The sequence below is a fragment of the Corynebacterium sp. MSK218 genome (assembly GCF_030232655.1).
Lineage (GTDB): Bacteria > Actinomycetota > Actinomycetes > Mycobacteriales > Mycobacteriaceae > Corynebacterium.
This window is the reverse complement of sequence record NZ_JASPGN010000009.1, coordinates 41596-59770: the sequence shown is the minus strand read 5'-3', so window position 1 is coordinate 59770 and position 18175 is coordinate 41596. Positions and strand designations below refer to the sequence as shown.

Sequence of the window (18175 nt, the reverse complement as noted above, 5' to 3'; positions counted from 1 at the left end):
CCATGATGCAGCTACATTCTGTTGAACTGAAAAATGTCCGAGCTGTGGAACGCCTGGTGGTTTCGGATTTGCCGGAGACTGGCGTCGTGGTGATTGGCGGCCCGAACGAGGCCGGTAAGTCCACGCTCGTGGAGGCCATCGACTTTGTGCTGACGGAAAAGCACACGGCGGGCTCGAAGAAGATTAAGGCGCTTAAACCGGTGGGCCGTGACGTAGCGCCCGAGGTCACGCTGGAAGCGACCGTGGGGCCGTACCGTTTCCGCATCCACAAGAGGTGGTTGAAGAAGCGTGCCTCGGAATTGCAGGTGTTGTCTCCGCGCCCCGGGCAATGGACAGGTGCTGAGGCCGACAATGAGCTCGACCGTATCCTGAGCGAACACCTTGACCGCGCGCTGCTCGATGCGCTGTTTGTGCGCCAGGATGACCAGAATGAGGGCATCGCTGCAGTCGGCATTCCGTCTCTAACTGCCGCACTGGAAGAAGAAACCGGGGCGAGCGCTGTGGCTGAGGATTCCGAGCTACTCACGCGCATCGAAACTGAGTACACGCAGTACTACACCGCCAAGACGGATAAACCGGCAGGGGAGTACAAGGCTGCTATCGCGGCTTTAAAAGAGGCAGAGGAATCGCATGCCTCTGCTGAAGCCGCCCTGCGCGAGCTCGACGGTGTGGTGGAGCGCTACGAGGCTGCGGAGCTCAAACAGAACGAAGCTGAGGCCGCCCTGCCTGCTGCCGAAGAGGACTGCGCTCGCCTCGATGCAGATCTTGTCGCGGCACGCGCGGCTCAGGAGAAGGTGAGTGCTCAAGAGGCTGCCGTGACCCGCGCTGCGGAGGCCGTGACGCGTGCTCAGGAGGATGCCGAGCGCCGACAGGCCCTCGTGGAGGAGCACTCCCTCGCGGTCAAGGCCGCCGAGCGCGCTGCGGCGGTTCTGGTGCAGGCAACTGAACGCGCGGACACTGAAGCAGCTGCACGGGCGAAACTCGAAGAAGAACGCGCTGAGATACAGAAAACTTATGACGCAGTGCGTGAGGAGCGCCAGCGGGCTCGCCGTGCGCAGCAGCGCGCGGAGCACCAAGCGCTGGGTGCACGATTGAAAACGCTGGGCACCTTGGAGGAGGCGCTGGCGGTTCGCCGCCGTGAACTGGCCGCAGCACCCGCCATTGCAAACCTTGGTGCGCTAGAGGAAGCCGAACGTGAGGTCAGCATTCAGAAGCGCCTGCGCGCGGCCGCTGCCGCGAAGCTCTATGTCACCGGCTCCGGTGACATCTCGGTGGACGGTGAGCCTCTGGTTCTCGATCGCGGTAAGGAAACCCCGGTTGAACTGCACGATGGCACGATGGTGTGCATCGGCGAGGTCACTGCCCGCTATGCCGCCGCTGCCGGTGAATCCGGAGTCGATGGTGTGGAGAAAGCCCAAGCGGAGTTAGCCCGACTTCTGGACAACGTTGGCTGCGAAAGTGTCGAGGATGCTCGCGCTGCCCATGAGAAGCACCAGCAGCTCGCTACAGCGGTCGACAGCGCTTCCCGCGAACTGGCTGCTGCCCTGAGCGGTGACGATCTGGGCGAGCTCCGCGCACGCTTTGAAGCGAGTGCCGTTGAGGAATCAGAGCCGGCCTCTGACGGCGATGGCGAGCTGCGAGAGCTCGCCGTTGTGGAGAAGGAAGAAGAGGAGCTGCGCACTCAGCTCGACGAGCTGGAGCGTGCGTTGGCTCCCTACCGCGAGAACAAGGCTGGGGCAGCCCTCGACGTTGCTCAGGTCCGCGCCGACGAAGCCGAATCGCAGCGTGGCCTCAAGGCCCAGGCCCTTGCCGCCGCCCGCGAACAGCGTAGTGACGACGACGTTCATGCTGCTATAGAGAAGGCTCGTACCGCACAGGCCCACGAGGAAGCAGCCTTTAAAGAGATGTCGGGCGTGGATGTTGCCACCGCGGAAACCTTGGCACAAGGCGCAAGAACGCACGTCGAGTCGCTCAAAGCGGCTGTGTCTGATGCCAACGGTGAGAAACGCGAGCTTACTGGCCGCATTGAGATGTATTCCGGCGCTGCCGAGGCACTAGAAAGGGCCGCTGCCGAGCTGGAGATAGCCCGCGAACGCCACGCCGCCATCGAACGCCGGGCTGAGGCCGCCCGTTATCTGCGCATGCTCATGCTGCGCCACCGCGATGCCGCCCGCCAGCGCTATGCGGAGCCGTTCGTCACGGCACTCAATGGTTTGGCACGCACCGTCTTTGGCAACGACGTGGATTTCCACCTGTCAGAAGAACTCAAGGTAGAAACGCGCAGCCGCAATGGTGACACCGTGGATTTTGAGGGCCTATCCGGTGGTGCCAAGGAGCAGTTGGGAATTTTGACGCGGTTTGCCATCGCGCAGCTCGTTTCTGGGGATTCCGTGCCCATCATTATTGATGATGCATTGGGGTCTACCGATTCTTCCCGCCTGCAGCTCATGGCAGCGCTTTTCACTAAGGCAGGAAAGAATTCCCAGGTCATAGTGCTGACCTGTATGCCGCAGCGCTATTCCTGGGTTGGCGGGCGTACCGAATTGAGCATGGAAAAATTAAAAGAGCTGTAACCCCTAGGTGTAGGGTTGTTGTCATGACTGCGGAAACTCGATGGCTTAACGAAGACGAACAAGACCTGTGGCGTCACATCCTTGCCTGCATCCGCAAAATCAACCGCGGCATGGAGGAGACCCTCTTGGCCTGCGGAGATATCTCGATGTCTGAGTATTCCGTACTGGTGTCCCTCTCGGAGGCCCACAACCATCGGTTGCGCCTGCGCGAACTGTGCTCCGAGCTGGAGTGGGACCGCTCCCGCGCTTCACATCAAATCACGCGTATGGAAAAGCGTGGACTCGTGACCAAAGAAAAATGCGAAGGCGATGCTAGGGGAGTCGAGGTCGTTATCACGAAACTCGGCATTGAGCGCCTTCAAGCATCCGTACCGGAACACGTTGAGTCCGTTCGCCGAATGGTCTTTGACCACCTTGACCCCGCTGATGCCCCGGCGCTGATGCGTTTCTGTGAGGGAGTAGTAGCGGAGAATAACCTGCCCGGCTATAAGGATTTTGTCCCCGACGATCTCCTGCGCGGACGCCGCTCTTAAGACCGAGCAACACACGGGTACAGTGGGCTCGGACAGCATTCTCGCCAGGAGGTGAATCCCCACATCATGATGGGACAAGAACTTTTCGAGCACCCGGAACGCCAATACGCTCAGTACCGCATTGAAGCGCTGAAGGAGTTGAGCGCGCAGGTGGGCCCAGTCGAGGACGTCGACGAGCTCAGCGATGAGCAGGCCGCGGCTTTTGAGCAGGCTCTAGAACAGCACCCAGAAAGTGCTGTGACCTTTGATGAGCTTTCCCAGCAATGGATCGTTGGTGCTGAGGATGACATCAATCGCATGTTCCAGGACCGCGAAGAATTCATCGAGGCGTTGGAGAATAACGAGGATCCTGGGGTCTAGCTCACACACGGTGTCAAACTTCCGACGGATAGCGACGGAAAATCAGCGGATAACTACGGCAGGTACTGCATAACCTGCTAACATACTTTGTGTTAATGGGCGAGCGTCCCTCAGCCGTGGGGGAGATGACTCCAGCATGAGCTCCTCAGACAAGGGAGCTAAATGAAAGGATTGAACATGACCAATCAGCGTGATTTTGCTCAGGAACAGCGCGAGGCTGCCGCACGCGACAAGTCTGACGGTTGGGTATCCGTCTTCGTTCAGTGGATTCCCATGATGCTCATTTCCTTGGTTATCCTGACTGCCCTCTTCTTCGGCATGTATTACATCGAGCACGGCACCTTGGACATCACTCAGGAGATCGTGAACCCGTTCATCACTCAGTAGAAGACGAACGCGGCGGCTTCATCGTGTGAAACCGCCCCTCATACTCTTCACCCAAAGCCCTTGGCGCATTGCGCTAAGGGCTTTTGCGTTTTGCTCCACCGCCCGTGTTCGGATGCGACAAGTTCAAGACCAGTGTGGTTTCTCCACCCGCCACACTGACCGCGCATGGGTTAGGTTCCGTGCGCAGAAGCCGCAAAAACCTTGGGGTCTAATAGGAGAGGCCTGTGGGGAGGACGTAAGGAAGGTACCTTTTGGGCAAAACTACCCCCGCTAGAGGTAAAAACTTTCGCATGTATACTAGCGCGGGGATGCGGGGTAGGCCTAACCTCGGCACGGTAAGGCAAGTTGTCAATACAAGGAGTGCTGCCGTGCGCTATACCAACGGTAATTACGAAGCTTTTGCCCGCCCCCGCAAGCCCGAAGGCGCAGACGAAAAGACTGCGTGGATCCTCGGATCCGGTCTGGCTGGTCTTTCTGCCGCCGCCTTCCTCGTGCGCGATGCCCAGGTCCCGGGAGAAAACATCCACATTCTTGAGCAGTCTGACATCGCCGGTGGTGCTCTCGATGGCATCAAAGAGCCGGAGGATGGTTTTGTCATCCGCGGCGGCCGCGAGATGGAGAATCATTTTGAGTGCCTGTGGGACCTGTTCCGCTCCGTGCCATCGCTAGAAATCGACGACGCCAGCGTGCTCGATGAGTTCTACTGGCTCAACCTTGATGATCCCAACTACTCACTGCAGCGCGCCACTGTGAACCGCGGGCAGGACGCGAAGACCGAGGGCAAGTTCACGCTGAGCCGTAAGGCTCAGAAGGAGCTCATCAAGCTCTTCCTAGCTACGCGCGAAGAAGTGGAAAACGTCCGCATCAACGAGTGGTTCACTGAGGACTTCCTGGAATCCAACTTCTGGATGTACTGGCGCACGATGTTCGCCTTCGAGGAGTGGCACTCCGCTCTCGAGATGAAGCTCTACGTCCACCGCTTCATTCACCACATTGGCGGCCTGCCTGACTTTTCCGCGCTAAAGTTCACCAAGTACAACCAGTACGAATCCCTCGTGCTGCCGCTGACGAAGTACCTCCAGGATCACGGTGTGCAGTTCGAATACGGCACGCGTGTGACCGACGTGGACTTCCGTATCGCTAACGGTGAGAAGCAAGCTACCTATATCCACTGGGAAAAGAATGGTGAAGAGGGTGGGGTGGCCCTGACAGAAAACGACCTCGCCTTCCTTACCATCGGGTCTCTAGTGGAGAACTCCGACAACGGTAACCACCACCGCGCGGCCAAGCTCAACGAGGGCCCAGCGCCGGCGTGGGACCTCTGGCGCCGCATTGCCGCCAAGGATCCGTCGTTTGGCCGTCCCGATGTCTTCGGCAGCCACATTCCGGAGACCAAGTGGGAGTCATGCACGGTGACCACGTTGGATGAGCGCATCCCGCGCTACATCGAAAAGATTGCTAAGCGTGACCCGTTCTCCGGCAAAGTAGTCACCGGCGGCATTGTCACTGCTCGTGACTCCAGCTGGCTGATGTCTTGGACGGTCAACCGCCAGCCGCACTTCAAGAACCAGCCGGATGACCAGATTGTGGTCTGGGTCTACGCACTCTACTCCGACAAACCCGGTGACTACACGGGCAAGACCATTGAGGAATCCACCGGTGAGGAAATTACCCGTGAGTGGCTCTACCACCTGGGTGTGCCTGTTGATCAGATTGATGAAATGGCCGCCACGGGTGCGAAGGCCGTTCCGGTCATGATGCCCTACGTGACCGCGTTCTTCATGCCGCGCCAGGCCGGCGACCGCCCGGACGTCGTTCCGGAGGGCGCGAAGAACTTCGCGTTCATCGGCCAATTTGCTGAGTCCGCGCAGCGTGACTGCATCTTCACCACGGAGTACTCGGTGCGCACCCCGATGGAGGCCGTCTACACGCTCATGGACCTCGAGCGCGGAGTGCCGGAGGTCTTCAACTCCACCTTCGACGTGCGCGCGCTTCTCGACGCCACTGTGCAGCTCCGTGACGGCGAAGCCCTCGGCTCTGGCCGTGATACGAAGGCGGGCCGCTTCATGCGCAAGCACTTCCTGGACAAGGTCGAGGACAACGAGATTGGTGAATTACTCCACGAAGCCGGCTTACTCAAGCCGCGCTCCTAAGTAGTATCGAGGGCTATGAGTGACAACGTTTATGTGCGCTACCTCAATGGCCCTCTCCGGTGGCTCGGAATCATCGTTGGCATCGCTGTTGTGGCAGCGCTTGTACCAACGATGACCGATTCTAACTGGGTAGCCATACTTTTCGGTGCGCTGGTCATCGCAGCAACGCTGGCCTGTATTGCCATGCGGGTTAAGCTCGTTGTGCGCGACGACGGCGTAACGGCATCTGTCTTGGGTGTTTTCAAGAAGACGATGTCGCTCGACGACATTACCGGCGTGAGTGTCGGTCCGGAGACTGGGCTGAAAGAGGGCGCGGGTCCCCGTGTTGTCGATGGTTCAGGGGCCTATATCGTCTCAGGGCCCACCGTGCGTATTGAGCAAGGCGCCTCCTCTTTTATCGCCTCGGCGAAGAATCCAGAAGAAGTTGCTGCGGACATTCAGTCCCGACTGTCGTAGTGCCGCATCGTGGGAAAGCGAGGAAAATGAATCTTAGACGTTCCACTGCCGGCAAATCACCTCACAGTCATCAGGGCTCACATTAGGGCTCGCTTTCACAGCAATGGCAAACCGGCGGAACAGATCGTTATCGCTTTCGTGTGCAACGAACCGCGAGTCTCCTCGGTTGATGTCCTCTGGGCGAACTGAATGCACTTCGTTGCAATTTACAATCGAACGTATTCGAAGCAGAGAACTTTCTCCCGGTTCGATTAAGACGAGAGTAAGCGACGGGTCTTCCACAAAGTCTCTGTAGAGAGTCGAGATGATGGACTGAGTTTTCTCGACCTTGGACGTGGCATTTACCATTAGCAAATTTCCGTTGCTTGCTACTGCTAGGACGAAAAAGCAATGTTCGGTCGCTGATTCAAATGGAGGATTGCCCTGAAACCAAAAGGCGTAGCCGGGAAAAAGACGATCTGCGGGTTCTGAGCTACCTAGGAGCTCGGCGATTGTTGGCACGAGACACTTCTCTTACATCAGATTTAGACCGGTAGTGCTCGACAGCTCCGCTCTTTCTCTGTAAGCTTCTCGGGCAGCAGAGAGAATTTCCGCATCTTCGAGAAAATATGGGTCGACATCAGGATTTCTAAAAAAATCAAAATTATTGATTTTCACGGAAGTTGATGGATTCGCTCTGATACGGGCTTCCTGTGCGAGCCACTCTGGGTAGCGATGACTGATGTCATTGGCAAGTTCAAATCGCCCGAAACTGTTAAAAGTTCGAGAAGCTTTGAGAAGCATTGTCTGATCGACGAGAGACAAAGTACTGGTGCCAATTTCAGAAATTGGAACAATGTCATGGCCACGGATTTCGAAAGAGTTCTTCCAAAGCTCAACGTCTTCCGGAGCAGCCGTTGCATCCTGGTTAATTAGCCTGTAGGCAAAGGATGGTACCGGGCCCAGCTTCATGGCAGCGTAAAGGGGATCGGTGATTGTGTGACCGAACCTTCTCAAACTGTACCGGTCAGCAGCCCAAAGATTCTTGACAACCTTGAGACGCTTGTCGGCGTCCATGCCGCCCTCACTGATCAGTAGGTTAACGGCTTCGACTACTTTTCGTGCGTTTCGTGACGGGGTAGCCATCATTTAAATGCCCTCTCGGTCCCCCAGATTTGTGTTTCCCTTATAGTAGCACCCTGAATCGAACCTATTTCGCAGATCGCACAAGCCCCGGCAAAAAGTGCCCCTGACAACAGTGCCCCTGACAGGGATCGAACCTGCGACCTTCGGTACCGGAAACCGATGCTCTAATCCGCTGAGCTACAAGGGCATCGCTGGCGAAATGCCAACGATGCGATTCTAGCGCATTGGGGTGAGTGCCTAGAAATTGACTCGCGCAGTGAGTGGTCCTTCAGGGAGTGCGGCTGGTGAGGTGATGCGGTGAGGTGCTTACTGCTCGAAGTAGCCGGGGGCGTCGGTGGTGTTGATGTGGCCGGTGCGCAGGTACTCCATGACGATGTCATCGACGGCGCCGTTGCCGGTGGCGAACTGGCCGTGGCCAGGGCCATGCACGGTGACGACATGGGAGTGCATGGCATCCGCCATGCCGTGGAAATCGCTATACGGCGTGAGTGGGTCGCCGGTGGCTTGAAGCTGGAGGGGCGGGGTGGTGAGGCGGGAGCCGTCGAGAAGCACAGGCGTCGTTATAGGTTCGCGCCCGCCACAGAACTGTCCGGAGCGGAATTGGTTGTTCTGCACCGTGAACGGGTCTTTGGTGACGAATGCGGACCAGACAAACGCCGCGCCATAACCGAATTCGTGAGGCGAGTCTGTCTCATTGCACAGCACAAGGTTGGTGGTAAAGCCTTGCGCGCGGGCGGAGGGGTCCGTGGGGAGGGAGTCCGTGGGCTGAGTATTACCGAGGTCAATGGCCTCTATCCCAGCGATGTGGCGGGCTGCCTTTTCCCACGACGAGGGGTAAGGCAGGACTGATGCGGTGATGTGAAGCGTTGGGGAGTCGGATTGGCTGGCACCGAGGTTGCGGAGCTGGTCGAAGAGATTCGCCAGCTGGACCCGAAGTGGGTTCGTCGCGGTCATGACCTCAGCACCACGCTGGCCGGTAAAGGTTAGGGGAGCAGGCAGGTCTTCGGTTCTAGCAGCGGGTGGATGCGCAGTGGGGCGCACACCGGATTCGCCGGCAACCTTGTCTGCCCAGCGACCATATACCTGCAGGGGAGTTGTGCCCAGGTGGTAGGTGGCGTCGTTCGCTGCGATGTAGCCGAAGAAGTCAGCAAGAGCCTGGTTGGTTCCGCGTTGCTGGCTGGCGGCCTGTCGGTTGAGCGGCGCAGACGGGGTGTAACCGGAATCGAGGATGACGCGGTCGGTGTGCTCCGGAAAGAGAGTGGCGTAGGTGGAGGCCACCACGGTGCCGTAGGAGACGCCAGAGGCAATGATCTTTTCCGTGCCCAAGGCGGCGCGGACCTGCTCCCAATCACGGGCGACGTTTGCCGTGGTCATGGAATCGGCATAGCCAGGGAAGGACTGTTCGCAGGCATCGCGCATCAGCTGGCCAAAACGCGTGAGCTGGGCCGCTCCCTCGGCGCCCTCGACTACGGAGCTGTCACAGTCAAGAGGAGTTGAAAAGCGTAAACCCCGGGGCTGTACACCCACCATGTCGTAATGTGCGGTGAGTTCCTCGGGCCAGAGAAAACTAGAGACAGCGTTCAGGGCATCACCGCCGGGGCCACCAGGGTTGATGAAGATTGCGCCGTGGGACTGCGCGGTGGCGGGACGGCGCACGAATCCGACCTGGATGCTGCCGCGCTCGGGAGCATCGTAGAAAGTAGGTACGGTAATGTGACCGCACTCGGCGCCAGGTGCATCGACGTCCGCAGGGCATGGTACCCAATCGATGGCTGGGGTTCCTGCGGGCGCTGGGGTTGGTGAAGGGCCAGCAACGGTGTGTGGTGCGGCATTGGCTAGTGGGCTGGCTATGAGCCCCGCACAGGCGAGCAGTGCGGCGGCAAGCGTGGCGGTCACCGCGCGAGCTGAGCCGAAAACGTGAGAAAGGCGCATAACAGAACTCCTTGCCGGTCTGGCTACAGTTCTAGTTTATGCGCCTTGAGCAGTGCTTTTCTTAGTTTTGACCTCTGCGTGTGAGGCGATGTGCAACCTCACACGCAAGTTACGTGTCCTACTGGTTCTGGGGCTGCTCAGCCTTAGGCTGGTCGAAGAAGCCCGGGGCATCGGCGGTGTTGACTTCGCCGGTGCGCAGGTAGTTAACCACAATGTTGTCAACAGCCTTGTTGCCAACGGCGAAGTGGCCGTGGCCCGGACCATGGACGGTAACCACGCGGGACTGCATCGGGTCCGACAGTCCACGGAAGTGAGCGTACGGGGTCTGCGGGTCACCGGTGGACTGGATCTGCAGTGGCTTGGTAGCCAGGTTTGCACCGTTGACTGCTACCGGCTTGGTAATTGGGGCGCGGCCGCCGCAGCCGGAGCCAGAGGAGTACAGCGAGTTGAACAAGGTGAACGGATCCAGGGTGAAGTAGTTCGACCACAGGAAGTCCGGGATCTTGGTCGGATCCGACGGCGCAGTGTTCTCATTGCACATGATGATGTTCTGCATGCTCGTCGCATTCAAAACCGCCTGCTGAGCCTGCTTCGGGTCCTGCGGACCTTCCTTAGCTGCTTCCTCAAAGTTGATGGGCTCAATGCCGGCAATGTGCTTAGCCAGGGTCTCCCATGCCTCTGGGCGGGGAAGAAGGTCACGGGTGGTGTTCAGCGTAGGTGAGGTCACCTGAAGAGCCTGCGGGTTTCGAGCCTTGCCCACTAGGTGCTCTGCCTGCACGCGCAGCTGGCCGGTGGCGGTCATAATGTTTGCGCCTGGCTGGCCGGCGAACTCCAATCCCGGTGGGAGGTCACCAATCTGCGCATCCGGCGGAAGAACGGTGGGGCGCACGCCGGCCTCGGCAGCGACTACCTGGGACCAGCGCTCGTATGCCTTCAGCGGGGTTTTACCAGCGTGGTAGGTGGCGTCATTCTTAGCCATGTAGGTGAAGAAATCTTCCAGGGCATTTTCATAGCCTGCCTGCTGGGAGGCGAAGATTCCGTTCCAGGCCATGTTCGGGTTCATGCCGGAATCGAGCACCATCTTGTCGGTGTGCTGCGGGAACAAGGTGGCGTAGGTCGAGCCCAGGAAGGTGCCGTAGGACAGGCCAGCGATGTTGATGCGCTCTTCGCCGAGTGCCTGGCGCACGACCTCCCAGTCGCGGGCGGTGTTTTCGGTGGTGATGGAATCGGTGTAGCCAGGGGTGTTCTTTTCACAATCCTGACGGGTGATGGCGCCAATCTGCGTCAGCGCAACGATCGGGCTATCACCAGGGTTGCTTGCCGTGCAATTGACGGGCGCGGATTCACGCAAGCCACGCGGCTGCACGCCGATGATGTCGAACTCCTGCTCTACTTCTTTAGGCCATGCAGCATTGTTGACCCAGCCGTAGGCGTCACCGTTCGGACCACCCGGGTTGGTGAACAGGCTGCCTTTTCGTTCACCGGTTGCCTTCAGGCGGATAAAACCGACCTCAATGGTGCCCTTGTCCGGGGCATCGTAGTAGGTCGGTACGGTCACATGACCGCATTCGGCACGCTCGTGGTCAACCCCCTCTGGGCACTCTCCCCATGTGATGGCAGGCTGGTCAGCGTGGGCAACGGCGGGTACGGCAACTAGGCCGGCAGCGAGAGCTACAGGGCCTAGAACCGAGCCCAGAACGCGAGAAAGGCGCATAGAACAAGGCTCCTAAAATGGTGAGTAGGTACTCGCCTTATCCTATGCGCCATAGGTGATGACTGACAGCTAAGTCAGCATTAAGGAGGGGGAGTGGCTACCCCCGTTTACCTCACTACTTAACAATCACCACAATGAGATCGCGCGGACCGTGGACACCCTCCACACGGGTGAGCTCAATATCGGACGTCGCAGACGGGCCGGAAATCCAGGTGGCTGGGCGCTCCGGGTTCATGCGGGAGACAACCTCCGGGATGCCGTACACGATCTGGTCGTCGCGCACGATGCAGATGTGGCGGTCCGGAACCAGAGTCAGGGCACGGCGGCCACACAGCTCGTTGGACTCCAAGACGATGGTGCCGGTCTGTGCCGAGGTGACGTGGGACTCGGTAAGCACCGCGTCAACGTCGTTCAGCTCGCGCGGATCCTTGGCATTGTCATCCGGGTTGGTGGTGCCCTCGAAACCGTTGAGCAGGCCGGTATCGATACCAGGCGCGTAGGTAACGGTGGAGCAGCCACGGTCCTTCAGGATGGCCACGATGGTGGAATTCAGCCCAGCCTCATCGGTGACGTGGACGTCAGCCTTGTAGTCCTCGAGGCGGTCGACGAGCATGTCGCGCAGTTCATCGTCACTCAGCGTGCCCTCACGCTGGTACTCACGCGGAACCTCGACGTGGTCCGGCAATCCGGCCTGCTTCTGAGCAGAAGAGATACGCTTCAGAATCTCTTCCTTGGCGGCGCTGTTCTTGATGGTCACTTGATGCCCTCCTTCTTGGCTTGGGCGAGGAGTTCTTGGGCTTCGTCAGAGTTGAACCACTGACGGAAGGACTTCTTAGGCGGAACGGCAGTATCGCGTACATCGGACCAACCGGACATGAACAGCGGCAGCTTGTCGATGACACCGTTGAAACCACCGAGGACGCGACCCAGAGCCACCATGTGGGTGACCTGGTTCCACACCTTCGGGTTGCTCCACAGCAGCTGAGGAACCTTGAAGATCTTCTCCTCAATCGGCGGGGTAGCGTTGGTGACCTTCTGGTGGCGGTTTTCCAGAATGACCTGGGAGAGCGGGATGCGTACCGGGCAGACCTCGTCGCAACGGCCACACAGCGAGCAGGCATAGGGCAAGCTTGCCGACGGATCATTGTGGTCCTTCATGCCAGTCAACTGCGGCGTCAGGGAGATACCAATCGGGCCCGGGTAGACGGAGCCGTAGGCGTGGCCACCGGCGCGCTCGTACACCGGGCAGACGTTAAGGCACGCGGAGCAGCGGATGCACTTGAGCGCCTGGCTGCCCACCGGGGAGGACAGGGCAGCGGTGCGGCCGTTGTCCAGGAGAACCAGGTGGAAGTTCTGCGGGCCGTCACCTTCGGTCACGCCGGACCACATCGAGGTGTACGGGTTCATGCGCTCAGCGGTGGAGGAGCGCGGCAGCAGCTGCAGGAAGACCTCAAGGTCCTGGAAAGTTGGGACGAGCTTCTCAATACCCATGACGGTAATGAGGGTCTCCGGCAGGGTCAGGCACATACGGCCGTTGCCCTCGGATTCCACGATGTTGACGGTGCCAGTCTCAGCCACACCGAAGTTTGCGCCGGAGATGGCAACCTTGGCCTTCATGAACTGCTCGCGCAGGAACTGGCGGGATGCCTCAGCAAGCTCAGCAGGCTCGGCCTTGAGGGAGTCATCGGTATTCGGCATCTTGTTGACGAAGATGTCACGGATTTCCGCGCGGTTACGGTGGATGGCCGGGACCAGAATGTGAGACGGCTTATCCTCACCCAGCTGGACAATGAGCTCAGCCAGGTCGGTCTCGCGGGCGTGGATGCCAGCTTCTTCGAGGTGCTCGTTGAGCGCGATTTCCTGGGTAGCCATGGACTTGACCTTGACCACGTCGGTCTCGCCGGTCTCCCGAATGAGGCCCTCGATGATCTCGTTGGCTTCCTTGGCGTCACGGGCCCAGTGCACGATGCCGCCGCGCTTGGTCACCTGCTCCTCAAACTGGAGGAGGAGCTCGCTCATGCGGGCGCCGACGTCCTCCTTGAGGGCGGAACCAGCGTCACGCAGCTGCTCCCAGTCCGGTGTCTCATCGACAGCGCCCTGGCGCTTATTACGAATGGAGGTGGTGGCGTGGTGCAGGTTGCGGCGCTGGGTAGCGTTGTTGAGACCCACGTGTGCCAGCGGCACAAAAGCCTTGGAACCGCGCAGGTTGCCGTAGCCTTCAGGCGCGCGCGGCGGGGTGGTGTCGAGGAAGGAAGTCATTAGAGCATCTTCTCCTTAGAGTAGGCCGCAGACTCCGGGGTCCACGGGTGTTCCTTGGTGGAGGCGAGGATCTCAGCCAGGTGAATGGCGCGCACACCAGCTCGCTGACGGGACAGTGCACCACCGATGTTCATGAGGCAGGAAGAGTCACCACCGGTGACGAACTCTGCATCAGTTTCGCGGACGTGGCGGGTCTTGTCACCGACCATGGCCGCAGAGACCTCGGCGTTCTTGAGGGCGAATGTGCCGCCGAAGCCGCAGCATTCTTCCTTGTTAGGAAGCTCCACTAAGTCGATTCCCTCAACCGCCTGCAGTAGCTGGTAGGGGCGGTCACCAAGCTTGAGGAAGCGCAGGCCGTGGCAGGAAGGGTGGTAGGTCACGCGGTGCGGGAAGAATGCTCCCACGTTGGTCACGCCGGCGACGTCCACGAGGAACTCTGGCAGGTCCAGGGTCTTTTCCGTGGTCTTCTTAGCGCCATCGACATCAGCGGCGGTACCAAAGCGTTGAGCAATCATCGTGTGCTGCTCGCGCACTGCACCCACACAGGAGCCGGAGGCGGAAACCACGTAATCGATGGACGGATCAGCGAAGGCGTCCGCGTAGGAGCGGATCATGCCTAGGGTTTCCTTCTGATAACCGGTGTTGATGTGCATCTGACCGCAGCAGGTCTGCTCTTCAGGGAAGACCACGTCATAGCCCAGACGGGACAGGACGAGGGCCGTGGCCTTGTGCGCATCGGGGAACAGAGAGTCACCGATACAGGTGGAAAACAATGCTATTCGCATTAGTGTTGCGCTCCTTATCTGCCCCGCACGCCCTCTGCCGTCTTCATGGAGAAAACCTGCACGTAGAAAACAGAGCCGCGCAGAACATGTGCCTACAGGTATAGGCAGAATCCTACCGTGGAAAATCAGTTTTCTCGACACGAAAAATTCCCACTACCTGGCACTTTAACGCAACATTAATGTTGTGAATTTCTTACGTGCATAGATGCTGACACATCAGCCGCCGAGCAGTAAGGACTACTCAGCGGCTGGAGGAGCGGGTGCGCCCGAATCCGGGGGCATACGTTCTAAGGGGTGCGCGATGCGCCGACCAATTTCTACGGAACGAGGACGCGGTTCTACGGGACCAGGAAGCCTAGAACGTTGGTCATGAGGAAGACGATGATGCAGACGACGGCAAGGAAGGCTACGGAGTAGCCCACGACGGCTTTGAAGATGCGGGACTCCTCGCCTTCCATTTTCACTGCGGTAGCGGCAATGGCCAGGGACTGTGGGGAAATCATCTTGCCCACAACGCCACCCGAGGTATTGGCGGCCAACATCAGGTCCGGGTTGACGCCGATGCGCTCGGCGGCGGTGACCTGCAGGTTGGCAAAGAGCGCGTTGGCGGAGGTATCGGAACCCGTCACGGCGGTACCAATCCATCCCAGAACCGGGGAGAAGAGTGCGAAGATGCCGCCAACGGAGGCCACAAACTGGCCAATGGAAATGGTCTGACCGGAGTAGTTCATGGTGTAGGCCAGCGCCAGAACCAGGATGATAGTCAGCGCGGAGAACTTCATGCGGTTGATAACTTCGCCGAACTTCGTCAGCGGCGCGGAGGCTTCCAGCGTGTAGCGGCCGTTTTCGTTGAAAGCCATGTAGATGATGCCGGAGATGAGTAGCAGAGTGCCCGGGTTGCCCAGCACGTTGAACTTAAAGGCGGTGTCCATGGCGTTTCCGTCGGCGTCGATAATGGTGCCGTCGAGAAGCGGCCAGGCGATGTTGAGCTGGATGAAACCGAAGATGGCCGGCCATGCAGTGGCCACGGCGAAGACGGCGGTCACCACGGCGTAGGGCAGCAGCGCCATCCAGATGCGGCGGCCGTTGAGGTCAGAGACCTCCTCCTGAGCGGGCAGCTCCATGCGCTCGCGCAGGCTGTCCACGCCCTTGGGCTTCCACACGCGGAGGAAGAGGAAGCCCGCGCCCAGGGAGACAATGCAGGCCACGACGTTGGTGAGCTGGTATGCAAAGAACGTGGCGGCGGCCCACTGCGCGATGGCGAAGGACACACCAATGACCGCTGCGGCAGGGCCGGCCTCCTTGACGCCACGCATGCCGTCGAGGATAAAGAGGATGAAGAAGGGCACGACCGCCGCGATGAGCAGCACCTGCAAGGAGATGAGGCTGGCGATGTCCGCGGTCTGCTCGGCGGTACGACCACCCACGGAACCGGCGGTGGTGACCGGGATACCCACGGCACCGAAGGCCACCGGTGCGGTGTTCGCAATCAACACGGTGGTGGCAGCCTTCAACGGCTTCACACCCAAAGCCAAGATCATCGTGGCGGTAATAGCCACCGGTGCACCGAAGCCGGCAAGGGCCTCCAGCAGGCCACCGAAACAGAAAGCAATGAGGATGGCCTGGATGCGAATATCGCCATCACCCAGCAAGTCAAAGGTCTTGCGCAGGTCCTCGAAGCGTCCGGAAGACACGGTCACTTCGTAGAACCAAATGGCGGTGATGATGACCCAGACGATGGGGAAGAGGCCGAAGAGGCCGCCGCGCAGCGCGGAGGACAGTGCCATATCGGCCGGCATGCCGATGCCGAAGATGGCGATGAGAAGCGCCACGAGAAGTGCGACTGCACCCGAGGTGTGAGCGCGGGCTTTCAGGCCCAGCAGCATGATGAAGAACGCGATCAGCGGCAGGGTAGAGACCGCTGCGGTGGCTCCCACGCTGCCAGCAATGGCATCGGTGGTGATGTTAAAGGTTGACATAAAGCTCAATTCACAGTGTTTCTCGTACCTCCTCCGGGTACTGCCTGCCCCACTGAGAGGCAGTGACCTGTATGAAGGAGGAGGTGCGAGGCGATGGAACGATACAGTTAGCGTGTTTAGCGTAGAACCTCACACCCAGATGTGCCGCATTGTTCACCTGATGGGGGTGAGTGAGCTTCCTAACGCTTGGGCTTCCCAGGTGCGCGAGAGACCTGATAGTGCCTCCCAGCGGCAAGGACGATAGACTTTGGCCCTATGAATCCTGAAGATCTTTCCGCCCTGATCAAAGAAACCGCTGCGGCCGTCCTTACCGAACACGAGCTGGACGCATCCGTCCTACCGGAGACCGTGACCGTCGAGCGCCCGCGTAACCCGGAGCACGGCGACTACGCCACGAACCTGGCCCTCCAGGTGGCCAAGAAGGCGGGCACCCAGCCGCGCGAGTTGGCGCAGTGGCTTGCCGACGCCCTCGCAGGCAACGACGCCATTGATGAGGCCTCCATCGCTGGCCCAGGTTTCCTTAATATCCGCCTAGCTGCTGCGGCCCAGGGCGCGATTGTCTCCCAGGTGCTCGCTGCCGGCGCGGAGTTTGGCCGTAACGACACGTATGCGGGCAAGAAGATCAACCTAGAGTTCGTCTCCGCGAACCCGACTGGCCCCATCCACCTCGGCGGTACTCGCTGGGCAGCAGTGGGCGATTCGCTCGGCCGCGTGCTCGAGGCCTCTGGCGCGGACGTGACCCGCGAGTATTACTTCAACGATCACGGCGGCCAGATCGACCGTTTTGCCCGCTCCCTCGTGGCTGCCGCGAAGGGTGAGCCGACTCCGGAGGATGGCTACGGTGGCGATTACATCAAGGACATTGCCCAGGGCGTGCTCAAGACGAACCCGGCAGCCCTCGAAGGCAGCGATGCCGAAGTGCAGGAGAATTTCCGTGCCGACGGCGTGGAAATGATGTTCGCCCACATTAAGGACTCTCTCCACGAGTTCGGAGTCGACTTCGACGTCTACTTCCATGAGAACTCCCTGTTCGAGTCCGGCGCTGTGGACAAGGCCATCCAGACGCTCAAGGACAACGGCAACCTGTACGAGTCCGACGGCGCGTGGTGGCTCAAGTCCAGCGAATACGGCGATGACAAGGACCGCGTGGTTATCAAGTCTGATGGCGATGCCGCCTACATCGCCGGTGATATCGCCTACGTTGCGGACAAGTTCGACCGCGGCCACGACCTGGCTATCTACATGTTGGGCGCGGATCACCACGGCTACATCGCTCGCCTGCGTGCTTCTGCCCAGGCGCTGGGCTATGACCCGGAGTCCGTGGAGGTGCTCATCGGCCAGATGGTGAACCTGCTGCGTGACGGCAAGGCCGTCAAGATGTCCAAGCGTGCCGGTACTGTCATTACCCTCGATGACCTCGTCGAAGCCATCGGTGTGGACGGCGCGCGCTACTCGCTCGTGCGTTCTTCCGTCGACTCCACCCTGGACATTGACCTGGGCCTGTGGGCCTCCCAGTCCGCGGATAACCCGGTGTACTACGTCCAGTATGGCCATGCCCGCATCTGCTCTATCCTGCGGAAGGCAGCGGACCTGGGTCTGGATACTGCGGCGCTTGGCGACGCCTCCCTCGACCTCCTCACCCACGACAAGGAAGGCGACCTCATTCGTACCTTGGGCGAGTTCCCCGAGGTTGTGGCCACCGCAGCGACCCTGCGCGAGCCGCACCGCATTGCGCGCTACGCCGAGGAGCTTGCGGCCGTCTTCCACCGCTTCTATGACCAGTGCCAGGTCCTTCCGAAGGCAGACGAGGAGACCGAGCCTATTCACCTCGCTCGCTTGGCACTGGCCAGCGCTACCCGCCAGGTCATGGCCAATGCCTTGACCATGGTGGGCGTGAGCGCGCCGGAGAAGATGTAAGA

14 protein-coding genes and 1 tRNA gene are annotated in these 18175 nt (G+C 59.8%); 7 read left to right on the top strand and 8 right to left on the bottom strand.

From position 1 onward, the window contains the following. Positions 1-2 precede the first annotated feature (2 nt). The 6 genes from QP922_RS08700 (at position 3) to QP922_RS08675 (ending at position 6462) form a co-directional block, all read left to right on the top strand. Positions 3-2573, top strand: a complete 2571-nt coding sequence (locus QP922_RS08700) for an AAA family ATPase (protein WP_284808945.1) — start codon at positions 3-5, stop codon at positions 2571-2573. Positions 2574-2596: 23 nt separating this feature from the next. Continuing rightward, positions 2597-3106 carry a MarR family winged helix-turn-helix transcriptional regulator gene (locus QP922_RS08695; protein WP_284808944.1) on the top strand — a complete coding sequence of 170 codons (510 nt, stop codon included), beginning with the start codon at positions 2597-2599 and terminating at the stop codon, positions 3104-3106. Between the two features lie 66 nt (positions 3107-3172). Continuing rightward, entirely contained in the window at positions 3173-3466 is a 294-nt protein-coding gene (locus QP922_RS08690) for a molecular chaperone GrpE (RefSeq protein ID WP_284808943.1), read from the top strand. Positions 3467-3643: 177 nt separating this feature from the next. Beyond that, the gene (locus QP922_RS08685) at positions 3644-3853 is read left to right on the top strand and encodes a hypothetical protein (protein ID WP_284808942.1); all 210 of its coding nucleotides are present in this window, start codon (positions 3644-3646) and stop codon (positions 3851-3853) included. A 368-nt stretch (positions 3854-4221) separates the two neighbouring features. Next, on the top strand, positions 4222-6006 hold the full coding sequence (locus QP922_RS08680) for an oleate hydratase (RefSeq protein WP_284808941.1): 1785 nt from the start codon (positions 4222-4224) through the stop codon (positions 6004-6006). A gap of 15 nt (positions 6007-6021) precedes the next feature. Beyond that, positions 6022-6462: a hypothetical protein gene (locus QP922_RS08675; RefSeq protein WP_284808940.1), complete on the top strand. Its 441-nt coding sequence runs from the start codon at positions 6022-6024 to the stop codon at positions 6460-6462. Between the two features lie 513 nt (positions 6463-6975). Here QP922_RS08675 and QP922_RS08670 read toward each other — a convergent pair. The 8 genes from QP922_RS08670 to QP922_RS08635 form a co-directional block, all read right to left on the bottom strand. Beyond that, positions 6976-7590: a Panacea domain-containing protein gene (locus QP922_RS08670; protein ID WP_284808939.1), complete on the bottom strand. Its 615-nt coding sequence runs from the start codon at positions 7588-7590 to the stop codon at positions 6976-6978. Between the two features lie 110 nt (positions 7591-7700). Continuing rightward, positions 7701-7774, bottom strand: a tRNA-Arg gene (locus tag QP922_RS08665). A 119-nt stretch (positions 7775-7893) separates the two neighbouring features. After that, entirely contained in the window at positions 7894-9519 is a 1626-nt protein-coding gene (locus tag QP922_RS08660) for an alpha/beta fold hydrolase (protein ID WP_284808937.1), read from the bottom strand. A gap of 118 nt (positions 9520-9637) precedes the next feature. Continuing rightward, complete coding sequence (locus QP922_RS08655; RefSeq protein ID WP_284808936.1) at positions 9638-11233, bottom strand: alpha/beta fold hydrolase; 1596 nt, start codon at positions 11231-11233, stop codon at positions 9638-9640. A 115-nt stretch (positions 11234-11348) separates the two neighbouring features. Continuing rightward, positions 11349-11990, bottom strand: a complete 642-nt coding sequence (locus QP922_RS08650; protein WP_284808934.1) for a LutC/YkgG family protein — start codon at positions 11988-11990, stop codon at positions 11349-11351. Next, entirely contained in the window at positions 11987-13492 is a 1506-nt protein-coding gene (locus QP922_RS08645; RefSeq protein ID WP_284808933.1) for a LutB/LldF family L-lactate oxidation iron-sulfur protein, read from the bottom strand. Before QP922_RS08645 ends, QP922_RS08650 begins: the two co-directional genes overlap by 4 nt. Continuing rightward, entirely contained in the window at positions 13492-14277 is a 786-nt protein-coding gene (locus QP922_RS08640; RefSeq protein ID WP_284808931.1) for a (Fe-S)-binding protein, read from the bottom strand. Before QP922_RS08640 ends, QP922_RS08645 begins: the two co-directional genes overlap by 1 nt. Before the next feature lie 338 nt (positions 14278-14615). Then, on the bottom strand, positions 14616-16256 hold the full coding sequence (locus tag QP922_RS08635) for an L-lactate permease (RefSeq protein WP_284808929.1): 1641 nt from the start codon (positions 16254-16256) through the stop codon (positions 14616-14618). Positions 16257-16511: 255 nt separating this feature from the next. Between QP922_RS08635 and argS the strand changes: the two genes are divergently transcribed. Beyond that, positions 16512-18173: an arginine--tRNA ligase gene (gene argS / locus QP922_RS08630; RefSeq protein ID WP_284808928.1), complete on the top strand. Its 1662-nt coding sequence runs from the start codon at positions 16512-16514 to the stop codon at positions 18171-18173. Positions 18174-18175: the final 2 nt, after the last annotated feature.